Origin of the sequence: Vreelandella subterranea (assembly GCF_900111305.1) — a bacterium.
Taxonomy (GTDB): Bacteria; Pseudomonadota; Gammaproteobacteria; order Pseudomonadales; family Halomonadaceae; genus Vreelandella; species Vreelandella subterranea.
In genome coordinates this window covers 185,646-208,995 of sequence record NZ_FOGS01000006.1, presented here as the reverse complement: position 1 = coordinate 208,995, position 23,350 = coordinate 185,646, and the positions used below count along the sequence as shown (strand labels likewise).

Annotated in this window: 20 protein-coding genes and 1 tRNA gene; 8 read left to right on the top strand and 13 right to left on the bottom strand. The window is 58.2% G+C overall.

Translation table 11 applies throughout. The features are described 5' to 3' along the window. Window positions 1-32 precede the first annotated feature (32 nt). The 8 genes from BMX75_RS10625 to BMX75_RS10590 form a co-directional block, all read right to left on the bottom strand. Window positions 33-875 carry a nitrilase-related carbon-nitrogen hydrolase gene (locus BMX75_RS10625; protein ID WP_092827739.1) on the bottom strand — a complete coding sequence of 281 codons (843 nt, stop codon included), beginning with the start codon at window positions 873-875 and terminating at the stop codon, window positions 33-35. 85 nt (window positions 876-960) lie between these two features. Further along, entirely contained in the window at window positions 961-1,842 is an 882-nt protein-coding gene (locus BMX75_RS10620; RefSeq protein WP_092827737.1) for a glycine betaine ABC transporter substrate-binding protein, read from the bottom strand. Between the two features lie 45 nt (window positions 1,843-1,887). After that, complete coding sequence (locus tag BMX75_RS10615; protein WP_092827735.1) at window positions 1,888-2,619, bottom strand: ABC transporter permease; 732 nt, start codon at window positions 2,617-2,619, stop codon at window positions 1,888-1,890. A 2-nt stretch (window positions 2,620-2,621) separates the two neighbouring features. Continuing rightward, window positions 2,622-3,782, bottom strand: a complete 1,161-nt coding sequence (locus BMX75_RS10610) for an ABC transporter ATP-binding protein (protein WP_092827733.1) — start codon at window positions 3,780-3,782, stop codon at window positions 2,622-2,624. Window positions 3,783-3,824: 42 nt separating this feature from the next. Next, a complete protein-coding gene (locus BMX75_RS10605; RefSeq protein ID WP_066319304.1) occupies window positions 3,825-4,490 on the bottom strand; it encodes an ABC transporter permease in 666 nt (221 codons plus the stop codon). A gap of 212 nt (window positions 4,491-4,702) precedes the next feature. After that, complete coding sequence (locus tag BMX75_RS10600; RefSeq protein WP_092827731.1) at window positions 4,703-5,827, bottom strand: sensor domain-containing diguanylate cyclase; 1,125 nt, start codon at window positions 5,825-5,827, stop codon at window positions 4,703-4,705. Then, the gene (locus BMX75_RS10595) at window positions 5,824-6,342 is read right to left on the bottom strand and encodes a molybdopterin-binding protein (protein ID WP_092827729.1); all 519 of its coding nucleotides are present in this window, start codon (window positions 6,340-6,342) and stop codon (window positions 5,824-5,826) included. The genes BMX75_RS10600 and BMX75_RS10595 overlap by 4 nt, the downstream gene beginning before the upstream one ends. A 337-nt stretch (window positions 6,343-6,679) precedes the next feature. Next, window positions 6,680-6,756: transfer RNA gene (locus BMX75_RS10590), tRNA-Met, on the bottom strand. A 273-nt stretch (window positions 6,757-7,029) separates the two neighbouring features. Between BMX75_RS10590 and phbB the strand changes: the two genes are divergently transcribed. Next, entirely contained in the window at window positions 7,030-7,776 is a 747-nt protein-coding gene (gene phbB, locus BMX75_RS10585; protein ID WP_092827727.1) for an acetoacetyl-CoA reductase, read from the top strand. Window positions 7,777-7,871: 95 nt separating this feature from the next. Here phbB and BMX75_RS10580 read toward each other — a convergent pair whose 3' ends face one another. Next, on the bottom strand, window positions 7,872-10,676 hold the full coding sequence (locus tag BMX75_RS10580; protein WP_092827725.1) for a DUF349 domain-containing protein: 2,805 nt from the start codon (window positions 10,674-10,676) through the stop codon (window positions 7,872-7,874). A gap of 189 nt (window positions 10,677-10,865) precedes the next feature. Between BMX75_RS10580 and minC the strand changes: the two genes are divergently transcribed. The 4 genes from minC (at window position 10,866) to sbcB (ending at window position 14,466) form a co-directional block, all read left to right on the top strand. Then, window positions 10,866-11,639 carry a septum site-determining protein MinC gene (minC, locus tag BMX75_RS10575; protein WP_092827723.1) on the top strand — a complete coding sequence of 258 codons (774 nt, stop codon included), beginning with the start codon at window positions 10,866-10,868 and terminating at the stop codon, window positions 11,637-11,639. A 136-nt stretch (window positions 11,640-11,775) separates the two neighbouring features. After that, the gene (gene minD / locus BMX75_RS10570) at window positions 11,776-12,594 is read left to right on the top strand and encodes a septum site-determining protein MinD (RefSeq protein ID WP_092827721.1); all 819 of its coding nucleotides are present in this window, start codon (window positions 11,776-11,778) and stop codon (window positions 12,592-12,594) included. Continuing rightward, on the top strand, window positions 12,591-12,842 hold the full coding sequence (gene minE / locus BMX75_RS10565) for a cell division topological specificity factor MinE (protein WP_027337743.1): 252 nt from the start codon (window positions 12,591-12,593) through the stop codon (window positions 12,840-12,842). Before minD ends, minE begins: the two co-directional genes overlap by 4 nt. A 130-nt stretch (window positions 12,843-12,972) precedes the next feature. Further along, the gene (gene sbcB / locus BMX75_RS10560; RefSeq protein WP_092827719.1) at window positions 12,973-14,466 is read left to right on the top strand and encodes an exodeoxyribonuclease I; all 1,494 of its coding nucleotides are present in this window, start codon (window positions 12,973-12,975) and stop codon (window positions 14,464-14,466) included. A 24-nt stretch (window positions 14,467-14,490) separates the two neighbouring features. Here the strand turns inward: sbcB and BMX75_RS10555 are convergent, their stop codons facing one another. Both BMX75_RS10555 and BMX75_RS10550 read right to left on the bottom strand, forming a co-directional pair. Continuing rightward, window positions 14,491-17,313: an insulinase family protein gene (locus tag BMX75_RS10555; RefSeq protein WP_092827813.1), complete on the bottom strand. Its 2,823-nt coding sequence runs from the start codon at window positions 17,311-17,313 to the stop codon at window positions 14,491-14,493. 50 nt (window positions 17,314-17,363) lie between these two features. Continuing rightward, on the bottom strand, window positions 17,364-18,041 hold the full coding sequence (locus BMX75_RS10550) for an SOS response-associated peptidase (RefSeq protein ID WP_066319329.1): 678 nt from the start codon (window positions 18,039-18,041) through the stop codon (window positions 17,364-17,366). A 178-nt stretch (window positions 18,042-18,219) separates the two neighbouring features. On the opposite strand from BMX75_RS10550, the gene BMX75_RS10545 reads away from it, so the two are divergent. Further along, window positions 18,220-18,834 (top strand): TetR/AcrR family transcriptional regulator, encoded by a 615-nt coding sequence (locus BMX75_RS10545; RefSeq protein WP_092827717.1) that lies wholly within the window; start codon window positions 18,220-18,222, stop codon window positions 18,832-18,834. Beyond that, a complete protein-coding gene (locus BMX75_RS10540; RefSeq protein WP_092827715.1) occupies window positions 18,834-19,496 on the top strand; it encodes a 1-acyl-sn-glycerol-3-phosphate acyltransferase in 663 nt (220 codons plus the stop codon). Before BMX75_RS10545 ends, BMX75_RS10540 begins: the two co-directional genes overlap by 1 nt. 12 nt (window positions 19,497-19,508) lie before the next feature. On the opposite strand, the gene BMX75_RS10535 is transcribed toward BMX75_RS10540, so the two are convergent. Both BMX75_RS10535 and BMX75_RS10530 read right to left on the bottom strand, forming a co-directional pair. Next, window positions 19,509-20,786: an HlyC/CorC family transporter gene (locus BMX75_RS10535; protein ID WP_066319336.1), complete on the bottom strand. Its 1,278-nt coding sequence runs from the start codon at window positions 20,784-20,786 to the stop codon at window positions 19,509-19,511. A gap of 97 nt (window positions 20,787-20,883) precedes the next feature. Continuing rightward, a complete protein-coding gene (locus tag BMX75_RS10530) occupies window positions 20,884-21,681 on the bottom strand; it encodes a cytochrome C assembly family protein (RefSeq protein ID WP_092827713.1) in 798 nt (265 codons plus the stop codon). 199 nt (window positions 21,682-21,880) lie between these two features. On the opposite strand from BMX75_RS10530, the gene ffh reads away from it, so the two are divergent. Further along, window positions 21,881-23,302: a signal recognition particle protein gene (ffh, locus tag BMX75_RS10525; protein WP_066319340.1), complete on the top strand. Its 1,422-nt coding sequence runs from the start codon at window positions 21,881-21,883 to the stop codon at window positions 23,300-23,302. Window positions 23,303-23,350: the final 48 nt, after the last annotated feature.

Genomic DNA, 23,350 nt, shown 5'->3' with positions numbered 1-23,350 from the left:
TTGATTCAGCCGCTGGCGACGCCTCAACGTCGCTAGCGGTATCCCGCCATCAACTCTCTCACCAGCGGTGTGTCGGCATCGCGGTGAGTGGGCAGTTCAAAGCGCGCCTTGGCAATCGCGGTGCGTGACAGATCCGCAACAATCAGCGCTTCCTCACCATTGGCCTGTGCCAGTGTCTCGCCATCTGGTCCAAGAATGCGCGAGCCGCCCCAGAAGTGGCTATCGCCTTCCGGCCCGAAACGGTTCGCCATGATCACGGGCGTGCCGTATGTCATGGCATAAAAGCGTGTATTCAGCGCCCAGTTTTGTTCGTTGGAAAAGTCGTCGCTGACGATGCCGCTGGCCGAGTTGATCGGCGCGCAGAGCACCGTGGGGCGGGCGAGCAGGGCCGCATGCACAAGCGCCGGATTCCACAAGTCGGCGCAAATGAGTTGGGTGGCTGACCAGCCCGGGCAGATATCCGTGTGAGTGAGCTCACTGCCATGGGTGAACCATTTGCCTTCCTCAAGTCCGCCATAGGTGGGCAGGTTCAGTTTGCGATGCACGGCGATGAGCTGGCCGTGCTGAAAGATGGCCAGCGCGTTGTAATATTCACCAGGGCTTGCCTCTTCCACGAAACCGACGACGACCTGCATTGGACCACAGGCCCGGGCGAGTGTTTGCAGGCGCGGGTCTTCCAGCGGCATGGCCACCTGCATCACGCGGTTTGCCAAGCGATAGCCCGTCAGTGAAAGCTCGGGAAATACCAGCAGTTCGACATCGTCGTGCCGGGCGTCGACAATCAGTGCCAAATGGCGCTCAAGGTTGTCATTCACCTCGCCGAGGGTGGTATTGATCTGGGCAGCGCCGACGCGAAGCGTATTTTGATAATGCATTGGCTTCCCCATTGAAAAAGCCGCTCCATGGGAGCGGCTTTGCAGTGATGTCAAACAGCATTATGCCAGCGCTACTCACCAGCTACTAGAGCAGGCCATTATCTTCGAGAAAGCTCTCTGCCACGTCTTCAATCGACACGCGCTCGACATCGACACGGGCGTTAAGCTCGGCCATGGTGGCGTCGTTTAACAGCGCGGAAAGCTTGTTCATCTGGTCGGCTAGCTCAGGGTTCGCCTCAAGGGTTTCGGTGCGGACTACCGGGGCGAGGGCGTAGGCCGGGAAGAAGCCCTGGTCGTCTTCGAGGACGTGAAAGTTGAAGGCGGGGATACGCCCGTCGGTGGCAAACACAAGGCCGACGTCGACTTCTTCATCGCGCAGTGCTTGATAGACCAAACCGGTATCCATGCGGCTCACGTCGCCGCGACCCACGCGAAAATCATACGCTTCCATCAGCGGCCGCCAGCCGTCTTCACGGGCGTAGAACTCGGCGTTAAGCGCAAAGGTCAGGTCTTCTTCATTGTTGACGGCGTCGGCCAGGTCGGAGAGGGTTTCGATACCGCGTTCTTCGGCGTCATCCTCGCGCATAGCGAGCGCATAGGTGTTGTTGGCATCCGACGGTTCGAGCCAGGTCAGGCCTTTCTCGGCATCAAGCTCTTTCACCCGCTGATAAGTATCTTCAGGGCTCAAGCTTTCGGTGATGTCGTTATAGTTGATCAGGGATGTGCCGGTGTATTCCCAGTAAAGATCGATCTGGCCGTTTTCCTGCGCTTGACGCAAAACGGCGGAACCCATGCCGGAGCGGTTATCGACGTCGTAGCCCAGGTTATCCAGATACTGGGTCGTCATGGTCGAGAGGATCTGCTGCTCGGTAAAGTTCTTGCCGCCAACGCTGATCTCGTTGGCGTTAGCCAGCGAGATGCCGCTGGCAAGGGCAATACTGGTCAGTGTGGTCGTCAGTGTTTTCATCATCGGATCCTTCTTTTGTTAGTGAAGCTTAGCTCACGGTTATCATTAAGCCCGACCGGGGTTGACCCCGCGGGGGACAACGAGAAACGCAATCGTCGCAATCAGCGCATCGACCACGATCGCCAATAGCGCGGTGGGGATAGCGCCCGACAGCATCATGACCGGGTCGTACAGATCAATGCCGGTAAAGATCAGCTCGCCAAGGCCGCCCGCGCCAATCAGGAACGCCAGCGGCACGGTGCCCACATTGATGGTGAGCGCGGTGCGCATACCGGCAAAAATCACGTAAAGGGCATTGGGCAGTTCGACTTTGAAAAGCCGCTGCATGGGTGACATGCCAATGCCTGCAGCCGCTTCCATCAGTGCTGGGTTAACGCCCTTTAAGCCGGCATAAGTATTCCGGGTAATCGGCAGCAGCGTGGCCACGAACAGGCCAAAGACGGCTGGCACCGTGCCAATACCCAGAAAGCTCATCGATAGCGCAAGGACGGCCAGGGTGGGGATCGTGGTGCCCACGTTGAGTATCTGCATCAGTGATTCGGCCACTCGAGCCATACTCGGGCGAGAGAGCACGATACCCAGCGGAATGGCAACGAGAATGGCCAGACTGCCTGACATGAGTGTGAGCCAGATGTGCTGAACCGCCAGATACTGAACATCAGGCAGGTACCAGATAAAGTCATCAATGACGCCGCTGGATTGACTCCATACACCGGCGAAAAAAATAGCCACCAGCACCAGTGCCTTAAGCGCCCCTCTCATGGATCGAATCGGCATGGTTACTCCTTGATGGCCGGCGATGGCGTACGGTCATCCCCCTGGCGAGCGCGATATCGCGCGCCCAAGTGACTGGTCATGGCGCGCTGGGTAATTTGCCCGCACACCGTCCCTTCGTCGTTGACACAGGGGAGCCAGGTCTGGTCATGGGCAAACATCAGGGACGCGGCTTTACGCAGGTCGTCGTCGAGGCCTACAACGGCCGGGACGGTCTGGAAGTGATCACGGCAGTAGCCCTTCGTGGTGCGTGCGACGGAGCGGCTGACAATCCCGGCGGGTTGCTTTCGATCATTGACCATCAGAATGGCGTTTTGATAACCATAGTTGTCGATCTTGGCCAACGCGGTTTCCAGCGTATCGCTGGGTGTTACGGTGCCGATTTCATCCGTGACAATCTCGCGCACTTTCACCAGGTTCAAACGCTTGAGCGCCCGGTCTTCACCGAGGAACGACTCCACGAAGGCGTTTTTCGGGGCGGCCAGCAAATCATCGGGTGTGGAATATTGAACCAGCTTACCTTCCCGGAAAACCGCCACGCGGTCGCCCATTTTAATGGCTTCATCAATATCGTGGCTGACGAACATGATGGTTTTATTGAGCGCCTGCTGCATCTTCAGGAACTCGTCCTGAATGACCGCCCGGTTGATGGGGTCGATGGCCCCAAACGGTTCGTCCATCAACATCACCGGCGGGTCGGCGGCCAGCGCGCGGGCGACGCCAATGCGTTGCTGCTGGCCACCGGACAACTCGCTCGGGAAGCGTTTCAGAAAGGCATCGGGCTCCAGCGCGATCATGGCCATCATTTCGCGTGCGCGCGCCTTGTATTTGGCCTTGTCCCAGCCAAGTAGCTTGGGCACGATGGTGATGTTTTCCTCAATGGTCATATTGGGAAACAGGCCGATCTGCTGGATCACGTAGCCGATATTGCGTCGCAGCGTCTGGGTATCGAGGCCGGTGGTATCGTCGCCATTGATAAACACTTTGCCGGACGTGGGCTTTACGATCCGGTTGATCATTTTCAGTGTCGTGGTCTTGCCACAGCCCGATGGCCCCAACAGGACACATATTTCCCCTTCAGGTACTTCCATATCGATATGGTCTGCGGCCACCACCGCGCCTTTCGGCGTATCGAACACCTTGGTCAGGCTGTCAAGTCGAATCATAGGGGTGTCTCTTATAGTAGAAATGACGTCAGGAAAGCGGCATCAGGTCGCGGCGGCCTGGCGGCTCATCCCTTTGGGCGTCAGGCGCTTTTGGACATACAGCAGTGAATAGTCAACGATAATCGCCAGTACGCTCACGGCAATCGCGCCGACGATCAGCTGACGCGGGTCTGACTGTGAAATGCCACGGCTGATGAAAGTACCCAAACCCCCAGCGCCGATGTACGCTGCAATCGCCATCACGCCGATATTGAGGACCACGGCCGTACGAACCCCGGCCATGATGACCGGTATGGCGAGTGGGATCTCGACCAGACGCAGGCGTTGATTGGGGCTCATGCCGATGCCTCTAGCCGCTTCCCGCAACGCGGGGTTCACATTGTTGATCGCGGTGTAGGTGTTACGAATGATGGGCAACTGGGAATAGAGCAGTACCGCGATAACCGCAGGTACGTAGCCGATGCCGTGTCCTATCAGCGATAGCACCGGAATCATGATGCCGAACAGCGCGATTGACGGGATGGTGACGATAATCGAGGCCAGGTACAGCACCCCTTGAGCCAAGCGCTCGTTTTTGGTGATCGCAATGCCGATGGGCACACCCGTCAATGTCGCAATGCCGACAGCAACACCGACAAGGGCAATATGCTCCAACGTTCGCGACAGCAGCAGGCCCGCACTGTCCAGGGCATATAAAAGTATTTCCAAGCGCAGCCTCCTTATTATAAAAATGAATAATGGCCAGAGCGCGGTCCGCCAGGAGGCATCGCGCCTGCTTGCCTTTATGGAGAGGTTTAGCTTACCAAAAGGGTGGCGTGATTATCGGGAATTGGCATGACGATGCGAAATAGGCTGAATTTGGGGTTTTTATATGACCTGGTTTGGTTTGCAGGAGGCGTTACCGTTGCTGAAAGATGGCGTCAGTCTACGACGACACGGTTGCGCCCGCTGGTCTTGGCTTCGTAGAGGGCCTGGTCAGCGCGGCCATATAGATGATCAAAAGAAGTGTCGTGATTGTCGGCAGTTGCCAGCCCCAGGCTCACCGTCACGGCAGTGGGCACGCCAAGTTCTTGATGAGATAGCCCTGCCACTCGCTTACGTATCCGTTCAACCACTTCCAAGGCACCTTCGGCATTGGTTTCAGGCATGAGGACACAGAACTCTTCACCTCCCAGACGCGCAACAATATCTGCCTTTCTGACTTCGTCACAGAGTGCGTCGGCAAATGCCCGTAGCACTTGGTCGCCAGCAGGGTGGCCAAAGTTGTCATTCACGCGCTTGAAGTGGTCAAGGTCGAGCAGGGCCATGCTCAAGGGAAGCCCGCTGCGTTGGCTCTGTTCGAATAAAAGCTCGGTGACATTAAGCATGTAACGGCGATTGCCAAGCCCGGTGAGTTCGTCCATCAGGCTGAGCTTGAGCACTTTTTTATGCTGGTGATGCAAGCGTATTAATGCCAGCATAAGGCCGCCAGCCAAAAGCAGGATCACAAGTATCAGGATGGCGATGCCTACCGCCAGACGGTCCATCACAATACGTTGTTTGGCTGCTTCAGAATGTAAAAGATGACTGAGCTTGCTGTAGGCTTGAGCCATGTCATTTTCAATGGTCAAGCCTTGTTGAATCAGCTGATCAGGAGGCTCGCCAGACGCGACCTCATCCAACGCCTGCTTTATGTCGGGAAGCCTCTCTTTAACACTATTTAAGCGATTTAAATAGGACTCATAGCTGCCAGGCGCTAGTCGACTCTGGCTGAGTCCAAAGGTGACACCTTCAATATGCCGTGGAATGCGCCAAAGCAAGTTGTCGAAGCGCTCTATAAGCTGATTATCCTGTGGCTGCTCGCGGAACTCGTTCAATGTGGAGCGTAACAGAGTGGTGTGCAGCTGCGGGCGGACGACATCGGCGACGAGCGCAGTGTAGTTTGCTCCTAGGTGCTGGCGCGCATGGAATAAGTAGACCCCTACCGCGATTGCGCTGATGCCAGCGAGCAGAGTGAACCCAAGGCCCAACTGCCAGCCAAGCGACCGGTCAAAGCGTAGCTTCATTGTTGAAGGTATATATCTTTAATCGACCATATCCATGGCGTCATGCTTTCAGTTCCCGCCTCGACGGCTTCAGCATCTTCGGGAATGACCAGCATCGTAGGGCCAAACTCGTTCCGTGTCAGTGACTTGCCGTCTAGCCTGGTGACGAGAAGGTAACGTTTGGCTGCCCGGTCTTCAGGCGTTATGAAGGTCGTGTAATCATCATGCGCAATGAAGCGTAATGTCGCTGAAACATCAATCTCCTGAGCCTCGAGAAAGTCGTCAAGCCAGACACCCGCAAAACTCCCTTTCGGCCCTTCAAAATGTTGCAGGACCACTTCATACAGAGGTGACTGCTCGATTGCTGCTCGACTAATGGGGCGGTGTACATCGCCACTGTGCAGTGTGAGAACTGGTGATGCATCTGTTGATGGTGAAAGCGCGCTCGATGTGACCTCGGCCGCAGGGACTGGCGCGGCAAACACACCAGCCGCAAAGGCCATCATCATGAGTATTTGTCGTACGGGAGCAAACATGACTGAGACTCTTAATTATGATTGTTATTAAACATACAGTGCTTCTAACAGAGTCGTCTAGCCCTTCTGTATGGTTGGCAATGCCAGGTCAGTAAACAACAAATAGAAGGTTGTGAGTCTGCTAATCTAGTTGCCGCGCATTATAAGAGGTATGGATATTGGCAAGCGATAAACCAACAAGGAGGGTGAAAACCAGATAAGGTCCATTTGTGTTTCAAAGAAAGCGGGGTCTAATTAAGGAAAGACTGTAAGTTGCCTATTGGTCAAAGTAGGATGGCCAACCCCAACAAACAAAAAAGGCAGATCAGTAAATTACTGATCTGCCTTTCAAAAAAATTGGTAGCGGGGACCGGATTTGAACCGATGACCTTCGGGTTATGAGCCCGACGAGCTACCAGACTGCTCCACCCCGCATCAACGTGTGGCGTATTCTACGCTTTTTTTACGTTTCGTCAATAGGCGTTTTAAAACGTTTGCCCTATAGCCGTTGGTGGGGTTCGTGCTGCAACATGAGCCGAGTAGCGCTATGCTGAGGTTAGTGCAACAACAACAATGCTGACTCTCGGTAAGTCGCGCATCTGTATGGCGATTTGCCGTTGGTACTCAAGCGCCAAGGCGCTTTTCACAATGGCTTGCGGTGCTAATTCTGCAACGCCCAAGCCATTCGTCATATCAGGGAGGTAGTCAATGGCCAATCAAGCCCCCGTCGCCTGGGTAACTGGTGGAACTGGTGGTATCGGCACGGCGATTTGTCGTTCGCTGGCGGATGCGGGTTATCTGGTCGTAGCGGGTTATCACAACCCCGAAAAGGCCAAAACCTGGCTGGCATCGCAGCAAGCCGATGGCTATAACAACATTGCGCTGTCCGGTGTCGACCTTGCCGACCATCAAGCCTGCCTACAAGGAGCCCAGCAAATCCAGGAGCAGCATGGTCCCATCAGTGTGTTGGTGAACTGTGCAGGCATCACCCGTGACGGCACCATGAAGAAAATGTCATACGAGCAATGGTATGAGGTGATCGATACCAACCTGAACAGTGTCTTCAATACCTGCCGCAGCGTGATCGAGATGATGCTCGAAAACGGATACGGGCGGATTATCAATATTTCGTCCATCAATGGCCGCAAAGGGCAGTTCGGCCAAGCGAATTACGCGGCGGCAAAAGCGGGTATGCACGGCTTGACCATGTCGCTTGCCCAGGAGACCGCCACGAAAGGCATTACCGTGAACACCGTGTCGCCTGGCTACATTGCCACCGACATGATCATGAACATTCCAGAGAAAGTGCGCGAGGCGATCCGTGAAACGATCCCCGTCAAGCGCTATGGTACGCCAGAGGAAATTGGCCGACTCGTGACCTTCATCGCCGACAAGGAGTCCGGGTTCATTACCGGGGCAAACTTCGATATCAATGGTGGTCAGTTCATGGGCTGACCCAGCCGTTCATTTTGCTCAATGACCACAAAGCCAGCGATACCCTCGCTGGCTTTTGTGATTGAGGCTTCTTTAATTGCGGCTTTGGTGGTGGATCAAGGCGGAGGTGTTCGGGCGAGCTGGGTGAGTAACTCATCCAGCTCGCCGACCTCTTGATCCCATAGCGACCTGGGCATAGGCCCAAGGGCGATCAGGTCGGCAAGTACCTCGCTGACCTCCTGCGCGCGGCTGCGTTCTTTTTGCAGTCCGTCGTTGAGGCGTTCCACCTGGATGGCCAGCCGCAGGGGTTCATCTTGTTGGTGAACACGCCCCATGGCGAGCAGTGATAAGTGGACACGAAGCCGAGCCAATTGGTCTTTCAGGCTGGCTTCGTGTGCCTCGGGGAGTGTCTCCTGGCGTCGTTGATTGCGCTGATGGTGGGCCTGCTCAAAAGGCGCCGTCAAGGTCGTTTCGCCCAGCACCGCTTGGGCGTCCACCGTGTCTGCCTGTTCGTCGACAAGTCGGCGTTGGTCTGCGCGCAAGTGAGCTTCGATAAGCGGCGTCAGCTGCTGCCAGGCATTGACCGTATCGGCGACTTCAAGACGATTCAGGCGTTCACGCCGGGCGCGAATAATGCCGCTTAAACGCCGCTGCATCCCTTCGCTGCGGCGTTTAAGCGGCAGTGGTTCCAAATGCGTTGCCTGTTCGATGAAGGCATCCAGCTTGGCGTGGTCCCTGGCATCTTGAGGTTGCCAGCTATCCATTTCGTCGATCAGCGCCTGCAGGCTGTCGAGCTGGCGTTGCTGCTGGGCAAGCTGCTCTTTTTTGTGCGCGTCGCGCCGGGCAAACAGCTGGTCGCATTCGTGACGGAAGGCCTTCCAGAGCGTTTGTTCCTCCCCTTTAGGTGCCCGCCCCAATTGGCGCCACTGCTGCTGTAGCTGTTTGGCTTTTTCAATGCGCTCGGCGAGCGGACGTTCGTCCTGGTGGAGCGCCTGGACCTTGCTGATCAGGTTTTTTTTCTGGTCGGCAATATGTTCGGCGCGGGTATCGATCAAGCTTTGTAGCTGGTGGCGGACGCGACCAAACCGGCGGCCAATGGCTTCTGCCTGTTCGCGCGGTACGGGAGAGTGGTGACGCCATTGTTGACGCGCTTTATCGCGAATCTCGCGCAGCACATCCGGGTCGGCGTCCTGCGCTGGCTGTGCAATCAGCGTCTCGAGCTGCTCGCAGAGCGCTTCGCGAGCCCGCAAGTTGGCTGCCCGCTCTTCGCTCAGTTGCTCTCGCCAGGGAGCAAGGCGTTCATGGATGCGGTCCGAGGCAGCGCGAAAGCGCGCGGACAGCTCTCGATCAGCCGCCGCATCACCCAGCGATTTCCATTCCTTGACGAGCTGGCGGTGGTGGCGATCCAGCGCCGCATCCGCCATATGCTGGTCGTCGGCAAGGGCTTCGATGGAATCGCACAGTTGTTCACGTTTGGGGCCTGCCACGAACCCTCGCCAGTCACGCAGTTCGGCGAGTTGCGCGCCAAGCTGTTTCAGCCGCGCTTTGAGGGGGCGGGCGTCGTCGCCCTTGAGCGCATCGATGCGCGGCTTTAGCCGCTGGTGAAGACGGCTGGCACTTTTGAAAGCGCCCCGCTCAAGCAACTGCGCGAAGGCGTCCAGATCGTTGTTGTAAGCGCTGAGGGATTGGGCATCATTTTGCGTATCGGCTGTTTCGTGGGCGTCGGCAAGCGCCTCCTGCGCTTGGCGGGCAAGCGTTGGCATGGTCAGACTGTCAGGCCAGCGGCACTGGTCGAGCAGCGACGCCATGGCGGAGTGGTCAGCGTCGGCCAGCGCTTGCTCAAGGTCTGCGCTAATATGCTGCCAGCGCTGCCAGGCTTCGATACAGGCCTCGTACTCTTTCAGAGCCCGGGTGTAGCGTTGGCGCATCGAGTCACTGGGCGGGTGTTCGTCAGACAGTTGTTGCCAGCGCTGGCCAAGCAACTGACGCTGGGCGCGAAGGCTGTCGATATCCTGTGCCGTCAATCCATTGCCAAGGCGCAGGCCTTCCAGGGTTTCTTCCAGCCCTTCCAATAGCTGTTCTCGGGTCTGGTCGGTGGCTTCGCGTTGCTGGTTGTTCTGCTGACGCGCCTGCTCGTGAGTTTCGTGGTCGTGCAGCGTTTTGCGGCACGCGAGTACGGCCTGATGATAACGTGCCTCCTGGTCGGGGTCAGGTGATTGGGGAAGCTGTTCCCATTCACGCTGCAGGTGACGCAGTCGGCCGCCGTAGAGGGGTTCCCAGGTGGCTTGAGCGTGCTTTTCCAGCTGTTGCAAAAGCGTCTCGCGCTTTTGTTGTTGGGCTTCTTTCCACTCGGCGTCGGCCCGGCGTTCCTGCAGCCGATCTTTGGCCATGCGTACGACCTGGCGGTCCCGGCGGGCTTTCTTCAACAGCTGTTTCAAGCCTTCTTCGCTGACCACGCGATCAGCTGCCTGGTGACGCACGGCCGCGACGCCGTTATGGCAGGCGTGTTCGATGAAGTCGCGTTCATCGGTTAACCGGGCGAGTGCGGTCAACCGTAAGTTGAGGTTGTCACCCTTATGCACAAGCGCGTTGAGGACCTTGGTATCATCGATACGCTCGGCAAGTGCCTCACGCTGGCCAAGCGCCGTTTGCCCTTGTTGGCCGCTGAGCCGCTGGCATAGCGCCTCTTGCCAAGCCGTATCGTCCTGATGAGCCGGGTAAGCCGCCATCAGGCCTTCAAGGTCGTCAAGGGCAAGTAAGGCGGCAAGCTGTATGTCGCTATCCGGATCCTGGGCAAGCGAAGCGAGCGCCTGGCGCTGTTCGCGATGGTCAGGATCAAGGCGGTGGAGAGCCTGGCGACGTACCTCGGCATTGGGGTGTTGCCAGCGAGGTGCGAACAGGCGTCTTAACAGTCCGTGCATGGATCATCCTGCTGTGAGGCGCTTTGCGTGAAAAAAATCAGACGTCGACCCTTAGAAGGTTGCAGTTGTCGGCGCTGTCGCTTAGCGTTGACTTATGATGCGGGCCTGGTGAGGGTTAATTCTCACCACCCAAAAGCGCTCAAATGCGCTACCTTAATATCTTACCTGAACATGACATGGAGTTCGGCCATGAGCCTCAATGTGGATAGTGCCGACGTGGCCTTTACTTTTAAAGGCGGCATGCTGCCGATGACCGTCATGGAGCTAAACAGTGCTGACCCTGAGCATATCCGACGTCAGCTGGCGAGCAAACTGTCTCAGTCGCCCGCGTTCTTTCAGCATACACCGGTTGTGCTTAACGTGGAAAAGCTCGATGAGCCCCATCTTTCGCTGGAGCGTATTTGCGCCGTCTGCCGTGACCACAAGCTGCTCCCCGTGGCAGTGAGGGGTGGCACTGAGCCTGTTCGCCAATCGGCGTGGGCGCTCGGCCTTGGCTGGTTCGCGCCGGTCGATGAAAGCCGTGCGCAAATGCTGAAAAGTGTTGGCAGCGATAGCGAAAGCACCGCTCCCGTCGCCTTGGCAGATGCAAACACCGCTGAAGAGCCAGCCCAGGCACAGGACAGCAACGGTGCAGAAACCACGCGCCTCTACCGTGGTACGGTGCGCTCGGGGCAGCAGGTGAGCGCTTCGGGAGGGGATTTGGTGGTCATCGGTGCGGTCAATGCGGGAGCGGAAGTGCTGGCCGCCGGCAGTATTCATGTTTACGGCGCATTGCGCGGGCGGGCATTAGCGGGTATTCATGGCAATACCCAGGCGGGTATCTATTGCCGCGAGCTGGCCGCTGAATTACTGTCGGTGGCGGGTAATTACAAGCGTCTGGAAGATATTGATTCTCAGCTGCTGGGTGCCCCCGCTGAGGTGCACTTTACGCAACAACAATTGGAAATTAAGCCGCTTAATTAGCGCCTAACGCGTAAATCGTTGAGAATGCCAGCCACGCGGCGTCACCGCGTGGTTTACAGATGACATAGACGTTCCCGTTGTACGTAGTGCGCCAACGGTGTACTTGCGATGAACGACTTCAAGAAGGAAGTAACTCTTGGCCAAAATTATTGTAGTGACCTCAGGTAAAGGGGGGGTCGGCAAAACCACCAGTGCCGCCGCGATTTCGACAGGCTTAGCCCTGCGCGGAAAGAAAACGGTGGTGATTGATTTCGATGTTGGCTTGCGCAACCTTGATCTGATCATGGGTTGCGAGCGCCGCGTGGTGTACGATCTGGTAAACGTGATTCAGGGTGAGGCGGGGCTCAATCAAGCATTGATCCGCGACAAGCGGGTTGAGAATTTGTTTATTCTGCCGGCTTCACAAACCCGCGACAAGGATGCCTTGACCCAGGAAGGTGTTGCCGAAGTGCTCGACAAGCTGAAAGAGGACTTCGACTACATCATGTGTGATTCGCCCGCCGGTATCGAACGTGGCGCCCAGTTGGCCATGTACTTTGCCGATGAAGCCATCGTGGTGACGAATCCGGAAGTATCTTCGGTGCGCGATTCCGACCGGATTCTTGGCCTGCTGGCATCCAAGACACGTCGCGCCGAGGAAAGCAGCGACCCGATCAAGGAACACCTGCTGGTCACGCGCTACAACCCTGAGCGTGTCACCTCGGGCGACATGCTGACGCTGGACGATATTCGTGAAATATTGGCGATTAACCTGCTTGGCTTGATTCCCGAGTCCGAAGCCGTGCTGCGGGCGTCGAACCAGGGCGTGCCGGTGACCCACGATATTTCAAGCGACGCGGGCCAGGCCTATAGCGACACCGTCTCGCGTCTGCTCGGTGAAGACATGCCGCTGCGCTTTCACGAAATGCAGCGTAAAGGCCTGCTCAGCCGCATGTTTGGTGGAGGTCGGCGATGAAACTGCTGGAGTTCTTGAAGCGTGAGCGCAAGAAGTCTGCCTCGGTGGCCAAAGAACGCCTGCAAATTATCGTGGCGCATCAACGAAGCCAACGAGGGCAACCCGATTACATGCCGATGCTGGAACGTGAGTTGCTGGAGGTCATTCGCCGCTATGTTCACGTGGACGACGATGCGATTCAGATCTCACTGGATAGTGAAGACAACTGCTCGGTGTTGGAGTTGAACGTGACGCTGCCCAAAAGCTGAGCCGCGCTTTCTGGTAGCCAGGGTTGCTGCAACCGGGATTGCTGACATCAGAGGTTTCCTGAATGCGCGGCGAAACCCAGCGTGGATATGCTAGGCTTGGGCTTTTCAATGCCCAGCGGAGTGCTTGTCCATGGCGTCACCCAATGCTGCCCCCGCCAGCTTTTTATGGCATGACTATGAAACCTTCGGGGCTGATCCGCGTCGTGATCGGCCCGCTCAGTTCGCTGCTCTGCGCACCGACGCTGAGTTGAATGAAATCGGCGAGCCGATCGAGCTGTTCTGCCGCCCCGCTGACGATTATCTTCCCCATCCCGCCGCCTGCTTGATTACCGGTATTACCCCACAAAAGGCACAGCGTCACGGTCTCCCGGAAGCCGAGTTCGCCGCTGAGGTGCAGCGCCATATGAGCGAGCCGGGCACCTGCGTGGTGGGCTATAACAGCCTGCGTTTCGATGACGAAGTGTCGCGCCACCTGTTCTACCGTAATCTGCTCGACCCTTACGCCCGCGAGTGGCAAAACGGCAACTCGCGCTGGGATCTTATCGATGTGGTCAGAGCTTTTTACGCCTTGAGGCCCGAGGGGATCGAATGGCCGTTGCGCGACGATGGCGCGCCGAGTTTCAAGCTGGAAGACCTGACGGCGGCCAATGGCATCGCCCACGAAGGCGCCCACGATGCGGTGGCCGATGTGCGTGCGACGATTGCGCTGGCGCGCCTGCTGAAGTCGCGCAATGCCAAGCTGTTTGATTATTTGCTCGGCCTGCGCGGCAAGCGGGCAGTGGCCAAGCAGCTCGACTTGCCCAGTGCCAAACCGATCTTGCATATTTCGCGTCGCTACCCGGCAAGCCGGGCGTGCAGTGCGCTGGTGATGCCGTTGGCCGAGCATCCGAGCAACCCCAACGGGGTGATCGTCTATGACCTGAGCATTGATCCCAGCGAGTTACTGACCATGTCGGCGGCGCAAATTCGTGAGCGCGTCTTCGTCAGTCAGCAGGACCTGGCGGAGGGCGACACCCGCATTCCGCTCAAGGTCATTCACATCAATCGCTGCCCGGTAGTCTTTCCCACCACGGCGCTGAAAGACGTGGAGGGTCCGCAGAAAGGGGAGTATGGCGACATCGTGGCCCGGTTGGGGCTGGATATGAACGCCTGTCGCCGACATTGGAAAATGCTCCGCGAGGCCCCTTCGGTGTCCCAGAAAGTGGCTGACGTCTTCAGCGCAGGCTACGACGATGCGCCCCAGGATCCCGACCTGATGCTCTATGCCGGTGCCTTTTTCTCGGCGGCCGACCGCCAGCAGATGGAGCGGGTCAGGGCCATGGACCCTTGGGATTTGGTGGGCGAGCGGTTCGCCTTTCAGGACCCGAGACTTGAGGAGATGCTGTTCCGCTTTCGTGCGCGAAGCTACCCGGAAACCCTCGAGGGCGACGAGCTGGAGCAGTGGGAGGCGTTTCGCTGGATGCGTCTGAACGATGCCACGCTGTCAGGTTTTACCTTGAAAGCCTTTGCCCGGGAGATCGAAAACTACAACCAGCAGACGCTCACCGATCAACAGCGCCAGATTCTCGAGGAACTCGTGCTCTATGTTGAAGCCATGTTGCCTGCCCAGGCATTTGACGCCTGAGCAGGCAGGCCTAGGGCCCAACGGTTAGTGGTCGGCTTTTTCGGGTAAAGGCGTGAACTGCTGGCGGATCGCCGCCACATCGCTGGGTTCGTCGCCGGGGTTGAAGCGCACGTCCAGTTGATGTTCACGCAGCGCAGGCCACAGTGCCTGCAGCTCATCTAGCGTCACCTCAAGGGCCAGCTCGGCGAGCTGCTCACGATGGTCAAAGCGCACTTCATCCCGGGCGGTTGCCTGCCAGTAGCGATTGGCCATCTGCGCCAACCCCGTATCGCGCTGGCTCAAGCGGGTGTTCACTGCTTGGCGGTAGGCGTTCAGCTCACCGTCTTCCAGCTGTTCAAGCCGCTCGTCGGCATCTTCCAGAAACGCGTCCATGCGCTCGGCAATGGTGTCGCTATCGGCGTCCGGTGACTGTACGACCATGGCGATGCCAGGGGCGTCCAGCACCGGTGAGTAACCTGCGTTGACGATATAACCAAGCTGCTCCTCGGTGCGTAGTTGCTGGTAGAAAGGCGTTTCCAGCCACTGGGCGAGCACCTGCGTTGCGGCTTGCTCGCGCAATGTTTGGTCACGGCCTTGCAGGTAGCGCAGTACGATGGATTCTTCACGCTGGCTATTGGGGTGCAGGACGGTATCGTCGCCGCTGACGGCGAGCGGTGTGAGATTGCGGATATCGTCGCGCGCTAGCCGGGGAGTGAGTTTGCCGCGCATCAGGTTTGCCTGCTCTATGGCAAGTTCAGGCCCCAGGTTGCCGACCGCCATTGCATCCACGTAGAGGTCGTCAAGGAAACGTTGGCGGAAATCGATCAGGTGACCACGCGCCAGTCGCTGGCTGGCCTCAAGCAGGGCTTGGGTCGACCATTGGGGAGTTAGCAGGGCTTCGCCCAGGGTGCCGCTGGCTTGGGCGTACAAAGAAGCTTGAGGGGCGTTGCGCCACTCGCGCTGTAAACGGTTGAGCACCCGCTCGAAGTCGCGCTGACCAATGTCGGCGCCGCTGAGCTGGTCGAGTGCTTGCTCGATGAGCGGGGTCTGACCGTCCCGCCAGCCGGAAAACGACAGCGTGATCCCGCGTGAATGGGCATAGGCACTGAACGACTGGCCTGCCAGCCAGGCTGGGTAAAGTGCTTCGTTAAGACTATCGTTCAGCCAGTTGGCCAACAGCCGGGTGAGCACCGCTTCTTCGGCGGAATAGCTGGCACTGGGGTGCTGCAAGCTCAGCCGCCACTCCACCTTGGGCGTGTTGAACTGGGCGACCTGCATATGCCAGGCGGTAAACGAAGGCGTGTCGATCAGCGTACTGGGGCGTTCGTCCTGGCCTTCCAGCAGGGTCAGGTCGCTGGCGATAAAGGGGTTGGGTGCCGGTAATGCCAGCCCGCTCAAGGCTTGGCCACTTTCGCTTGGCGTCTGTTCGCGCCAGGCGGTGTCGAACCAGGGCGTTACCTTTTCGCTCTCGATATCGGGCGCTGAGTAAATCCGCAGCATATTGTCCTGGGTCAGCGCATCCAGGTAGCGTTGATGCTGCTCGGCATCGAACTCATCCATCCGATACGCGGCATACTGGACGTCCTCCACCGGGTAGCGCGACAGGTTCATCGACAGTCGAATGGCTTCCTGCTGGGGTTCGCCGTGCTGTTGAAAGCGGAAGGCCTGTTCGTTGAGGTCGGCTTGCTCGGTGTAGCGCCACTCTTCAAGCCCGCCCTGGCGGATACGCTCGATGGCGGCAAACAGCGTGGCTTCAATATCGTCCAGGCGCTGCGCGCCGTCCTCGGTAAGGCTGATGGAGACCGTGAAAAGCGCATGCTGGCCATCGGCGCGGCTGATCCCTGTCGACAACGCGTCGGCAAGCCCGGCGTCCTTGAGAACGGCGAACAGGCTACCATCGCTTTCATCGCCCAACAGATGGGAAATCAGTTGAGTGGGTTTCTGGCGATAAGCGTCGGTGGGGTCGGGAATGGGAAAGTAAAAACGTAGTTGATGGCGATCTTCAATCGACTGGCGTTCTACGTAACGGGGCAGCGTGTCGCGATCGACCAGCGGGGTATCGATGGCGGGAGCCTCCCGGTCGTTATCGGGAATCTCGGCAAAGCGCTCCACCACCCAGTCTTCCAGGGTATCCAGCGACTGAGGTGCTACCACGGCCAGGTTCATGACATTGGCATCGTAGTGGCGCTGATAAAACGCCATGACCCGTTCGCGAAGGGTGGCTTCACCTTCCGGGGGATTGGCCAGCGTCTCGCGGTTACCCACGGCAAACTGGGTGGTGGGGTTATCCGGGTTCAGCAACTGGTTGAGTACCGCGTTTTCGCGCCTTCCTTCATCGCGACGGCGTGCTACGTACTCGGAGTGCACCACATTGCGCTCGCTTTCAAGCTTGTCGGCATTAAACAGCGGCGAAACAAAAAATGCACTGAATCGGTCCAGAGCGCCCTCAAAGGCGGAAGGCTCAATGCTGAAAAAGTAATTGGTATCCTGGGAGGCGGTGAAGGCGTTGTGCGACCCCGCATTGCGCGATAGATAGCGCTGATAGGCGTCAACCTCAGGGTAAGCCTCGGTGCCCAAAAACAGCATGTGTTCGAGAAAGTGGGCGAGCCCCTGCAGGTCATCAGGGTCCTGGGCGCTGCCGACCCGTACGTTCATCGAGGCCGCCGCTTTATCGGCCTCGTCATCGCTGACGAGCAGCACATTCAAGCCGTTTTCCAGTTCGAGCACGCGGTAGTCGCGCTCGTCATACGGGCTGACGTGGGGCGTAACGACCTCCTTGATGTCGTCTTCATCAGCCGCCAGCGCCGCAGGCGCAAGCCAGAGGCTGCCCATGGCCATGCCCAGCAGGGCGCCTCCGGGCAACGCCATTTTCCACCGTGCAAAGCGTTTTAAACCAATCAGTTGACGCATGTAAGCTCCTATGACGTGGTCCAGCGTATCATCGGCCCGGTGGGGTGAGCGCAGGCCGGTGACTGGTAGGTGGGAAAGTTAATCTGCTTTGATACCGGAAAAGCGCCCAACAGTTCCAGGGGTGCGGGCGTCAATAAACGATCAAGGCGAGTGTGAGCCGTGTCGGGATTTAACCATTCGTCTGCGTCCCGCGGGTCGATCACCGCAGGCAGCCGGTCCGTCAGGTGCGACAAACAGGCGTTCGCAGGGACGGTTACCAGAGCGGTGGAGTCGTTGTAGGCAGTGAGTGTGGTGTGATACCGGCACCACAGCCCCGCAAGTAATAGCGGTCCGCGGTTGACCTGCGTGACCAGGTAGGGTTGCTTGGCACGGGGTAGCCGTTTCCAGATGTAAAAGCCGCTCACCGGCACCAGGCAGCGACGCGAGCGATAGGCTTCCTGAAACATGCCCCGTTGGTTCAGGGTTTCCGCTCGAGCGCAGTGTGGGGCATTATCCAGGACTTTTAGCCAGGGCGGTGTCAGCCCCCAGAATAACGACTCTAAACAGGGTTGACCCTCAACCGTACGGATGGCCGATATCGGCTGTCGCGGTGCCACATTGGGTGATTCAATCAAGGGTTCAGCCATCTTCAGGCTTGGGAGTAGGCGGGCAAGAGGCAGTTGCTGCACGTGTAAGCGCCCGGCCATGCAGGTCTCCTTTTACGCTAAGGCGTTGTCTGTACCCGTTTAGAGGGTATTAAGCATGAAATGTCGAGGTTTGGAGTCGAAAACAGTGTTCGATGTGGGGTATCCTATAGCATCCCTTGTTCACGCTAAAGCGCGATAAGGCATTCTTCCTGTTTGCCGTTCACCTTAAGAGATCGCCATGGCTCGCCCCAGACAGCACGCGCCGGATGCACTACACGCGCAGGTTATGCACGCTTGCGATGAATGGTTGGCTCAACAGTCCGTTCATGGCTTATCGCTGCGTGCCCTGGCCAGAGAGGTGGGCTGCGCCCCCAGTACATTGCTCAAGCTGTATGGCAGCTTTAATGTTTTGTTGCAACACGTCAACGTCGAAACCCTGGCGCGCTTGCAGTCCACGATTACCAACCTTGCGTCTGATGAACCCGAACCCTGGCTGCGGGCGCTGGCCAATGCCTATTGGCGATTTGCCGAAAAGGATTGCTACCGATGGCAACTGTTGTTTGACCATCCGTTGGCCCAGGAAGGCGAATTGGACCAGCGTCAGAGCCAGCTGATCGAAGCGTTGTTTACCCAGGTTGAAACATCGCTCAAACAGTATCAGCCCCTGCTGGATGATGCCGAGGCGCGACGCCTGGGGCGTACCTTATGGGGCAGTGTGCACGGGCTGGTTCAGCTGGGGTTGAATGAACGCCTCGGTTACTGGCAGGGGCACCAGCTCAAGGTGGATGAACTGCTTGACCAGCTGTTGAGCACCGTTCTTGCCGGGCTGCGCAACCGAGAGCAGCCCGAGTAATGGGATTGGTTAAGCCAGTGCGCCACCTGCTGCGCGGCGGTATCTTTCTGGCCATGCGGCTTTGCTATCGGCTGCATGTTCGGGGGCGTTGCCATATTCCCAAGCAAGGGCCAGCGCTGGTGGTGTGTAATCATGTCAGCTTTATGGATGCACTGGTGCTGGGCGGCGGCAGCCCCCGCCCGTTGCGTTTTGTCATGGACCAGCCGATCTTTGACTCCCCCTGGCTGAGGTGGTGGTTTCAACTGGTCGGTGCCATTCCCATCGAGTCCGAGCGTCGCAGTCCGGGCGCGCTGCGTCGCGCCCTGGAAGAAGTCAGCCAGGCACTGCGCCAGGGTGAAGTGGTGATGGTGTTTCCCGAAGGGCGACTAACGCCCGACGGTGAGATCCACCCTTTCCGCCGCGGGCTCGAGGCGATTGTCATGCGGGACTGCGTGCCGGTGGTGCCCGCCGCGCTTGCGGGACTCTGGGGGTCGTGGACATCTCACTATGACGGCAAGGCGTTGAAGAAATGGCCCAGGCGTTTCCGGGCGCCGGTAAGCCTCCGCTTTGGCGACCCCGTTGACCCGAGTGATACAGGGGAGCTGGCGCTGCGCCGCTACCTTGAGCAGCAGGTGAGGCAGCTTAAGGTCGAGGCGGATCAGGATATCTTGCCACGCCAGTGACAGGGCGCCAGCCTATTGACCGAGCCCGCTGCGGGTCGCCTTCCAGCAGCGGGCGGAGGTGATCAGGTTGTCCCGAATCGCCAGAATCTCCATGCGTGTTGCCCCTACCTGCAGGCAGGCAGGCCCTTCGGGAAAGCCTTCCAAATGCTCGAGAATTAACCCGTTGAGGGTTTTGGGACCATCGGTGGGTAACTGCCAGCCCAGCATCTTGTTGATGTCTCTTATGGTCGCGGTGCCTTCGATGACATGACTGCCGTCATCCTGTTGATGTATCTCATCGTCTTCCGATACGTCGGTGGTGAACTCACCGACAATCTCTTCAAGAATGTCCTCCAGGGTGACAAGCCCTTCAACATCACCATATTCATCGACCACGATGCCGATACGGCGCTTCTGTTTCTGGAAGTTGAGCAACTGGGTGTGAAGCGGCGTGGATTCCGGAATGAAGTAGGGCTCGCGGGCTTCCTGCACGATCGCTGCCTTGGTGACTTCGCTGCGCGATAAAAAGCGTGCCGCATTGCGTAAGTGCAGCATGCCGATGATGTTATTGATATCGCCTTTGTAGACCGGCAGGCGGGTATGCTGGCTGGTGCGGATTTGCGCCAGAATGTCTTCCAGTGAGTCATCAAGGTCGATGCCCAGCACTTCATGGCGGGGCACCATGATGTCGTTGACGGTGACGTTTTCCAGATCGAGAATCGAAAGCAGCATGGCGCGGTGGCGATAGGGAATCAGCGTGCCGGCTTCGTGCACCACGGTACGCAATTCATCCCGCGTGAGGTTGTCGCCGCCGTTTTCGACACTCTTGACGCCGATCAGGCGTAGCAGCCCGTTGGAAACGGCGTTGACCAGCCATACCAGTGGGTAGAGAAGCTTGAGCAGCGGTTCAAGCGCGTACGAGCTTGGGTAGGCAATGCGCTCGGGCTTGATGGCCGCATAGGTCTTGGGCGTCACCTCGGAAAAAATCAGAATGGTGATGGTCAGCAGGGCGGTTGAAATGGCGGGGCCCGACACATCGCCGAAAAAGTGGATGGCAATAATCGTGGCAATGGAGGCGGCAAGGTTATTGACGAAGTTATTGCCGATCAGGATAACGCCAATCAGCCGGTCGGGGCGCGCCAGCAGGCGCATGACGCGCTTGGCGCGACGGTCGCCGCTATTGGCGTTGTGGCTGAGCCGATAGCGGTTGATCGACATCATGCCGGTTTCAGAGCTTGAGAAAAAAGCGGAGAGGGCAATGAGAAGGGCCAGCAAGCCAAAGAGTAATCCCAGCGGGAAGTCATCACTCAAGTCAGAATTTCCTTTATGCCGTGTTCAGCTCGATTTGTAAGAGGTTGCAACAGAGGTGTCAATACACCTGATGCCTACAAGACTAGTGCCTGCAAGGTTAGCGGTTAAGTACCACTTCCAGCACGAACTTGCTGCCAAAGTAGGCCAATACCAGAATCGCGCAGCCGCCGAGCGTCCAGCGCACCGCTCGCATGCCGCGCCAGCCAAACCGGTAACGGCCAATCAAGAGCCCGGTGAAAATCACCCAGGCCAGAAGTGACAGTACCGTTTTGTGGGCGAGGTGCTGGGCAAAGAAGTTATCCAGGAACAGCAAGCCGCTGATAATGGATAGCGTCAGCAATATAATGCCGACCCACACCAGCTCGAAGAGCACCCGCTCCATGGTGGTAAGCGGAGGAAGTGACTGGACAATGCCGCGGATGTGATGGTGGCGCAATGCCTGATTCTGCAAGCCTACCAGTACCGCTTGTGCGGCGGCAATCGCCAGCACCGCAAAGGCCAGCGCGGAGCTGATGGCGTGCATCAAAATGCCCGGCGTAAGCCCGCTGTGACCGCTTTGGCTGGGTAGCCAGGTAGCGGCCATCAGTGCGATGCCGGCGAGCGGGAAGAGGGCGATGCCGGCGTTGAGCACGGGCTTGAACAGGCTTGCGACCAGGACCACGTTCACGGCGACCGCCATCAGCAGTGTAGCGCTGGTGGTAAAACCGGGCAGCAAGCCGGGCGTTTGCCCGACGAGCTGAACCACCACCGGGATATGCAGCAACAGGCCTAACGCGGCTAAAAGCCGCACGATGACCTGGCGCGGGGGCACGCGCCGGAACAGCGCCATCCCCTGCCAGATGGCAGCGGCTATGTAGAGAACAAAGGCGATGGTGGCGAAAGGGAGCGCCTGCATGATGCTATCCGTGCGCCTTGCAGCGCGTCGTAATGAAACAAATCGAACTGATAAGCCACTACTATAACGAATCCTTACAGTGACGCACAGTCATCTATATCTTGAGCCCATGGAGACTCAAGCGGCGAGCGCGTATAATCTTTTTCATTAGCCTAGGGCCGGTCAAGCCCGGCAACAGCGACGGAGGCAGAGAGGCCCCATGTTTTCGACTCTTAGTGAGCGTCTTTCCCAGACGTTAAAATCGATCAAAGGTCAGGCGCGTCTGACCGAAGACAACATTAAAGATACCCTGCGGGAAGTTCGCCGTGCGCTGCTTGAGGCAGACGTGGCGCTGCCCGTGGTCAAGGACTTCGTCGAGCGGGTGCGCGAACGGGCCGTAGGGCAAGAGGTATCCAAAAGTCTTTCGCCCGGGCAGCAGTTCGTCAAGATTGTCCAGCAAGAGCTGGAAGCCACCATGGGCGAAGCGAACGAAGGGCTGACATTAAAGAGCTCTCCGGCCGTGGTGCTGATGGCGGGCTTGCAGGGCGCGGGTAAAACCACCTCGGTGGCCAAGCTGGCGCGCTACCTGCGGGAACGCGAAAAGAAAAAGGTTCTGGTGGTCTCGGCCGACGTCTACCGCCCCGCGGCGATTGACCAGTTGGAGACGCTAGCCAAAGAGGTGGAAGTCGATTTCTTCCCCTCCCGCTCGGATCAGGCGCCAGTGGCGATTGCCGAAGCGGCCATCAAGCACGCCAAAATCCAGTTTCACGACGTCGTATTGATCGATACCGCAGGCCGCCTGGCCATCGACGAAGCCATGATGGCGGAAATTCAGGCGTTGCATAAAGCCGTCACGCCTGACGAGACGCTGTTCGTTGTCGATGCCATGACCGGCCAGGATGCGGTCAATACCGCAAAAGCGTTCCACGATGCGCTGCCGCTTACCGGGGTGGTCCTGACCAAGGCCGACGGTGATGCGCGGGGCGGTGCTGCGCTCTCGGTGCGTCATGTCACCGGCAAGCCGATCAAGTTCATGGGGGTCGGTGAAAAGGTCGACGCCCTGGAACCCTTCCACCCTGACCGGGTCGCCTCGCGGATTCTGGGCATGGGCGACATGCTCTCGCTGATTGAAGAAGCCGAGCGCACGGTCGATAAGTCCAAAGCCGACCAGTTGGCCAAAAAGGTCAAGAAAGGCGATGGCTTCGATCTGGAAGATTTTCGCGAGCAGCTCCAGCAACTCAAGAAAATGGGTGGCATGGGGGGCTTGCTCGGCAAGCTGCCGGGTATGGGGCAGATGGCGGATATGGCCCAGGGGCCCGGTCCCGAAAAAGAGCTCGGCAAGCTTGAGGCGTTGATCAACTCCATGACCCCCAAGGAGCGCCACAAGCCTGAAATCATCAACGGCTCACGCAAGCGCCGTATTGCGGCGGGTGCGGGGCTTCAGGTGCCGGACTTGAACCGTCTGCTCAAGCAGCACAAGCAGATGCAGAAGATGATGAAAAAAGCCGGCAAAAAAGGCGGCATGGAAAAAATGATGCGTGGCATGTCCGGCATGATGGGCGGCGGTGGCGGCCCAGGCGGTCCCGGTGGCATGGGTGGCCCTGGCGGCATGGGTGGACCAGGTGGATTCCCGCGCCGCTAGGCATTGCCGTCGGGGGGTATGCTTGACGGACTAATAGTTTTCTGGCTA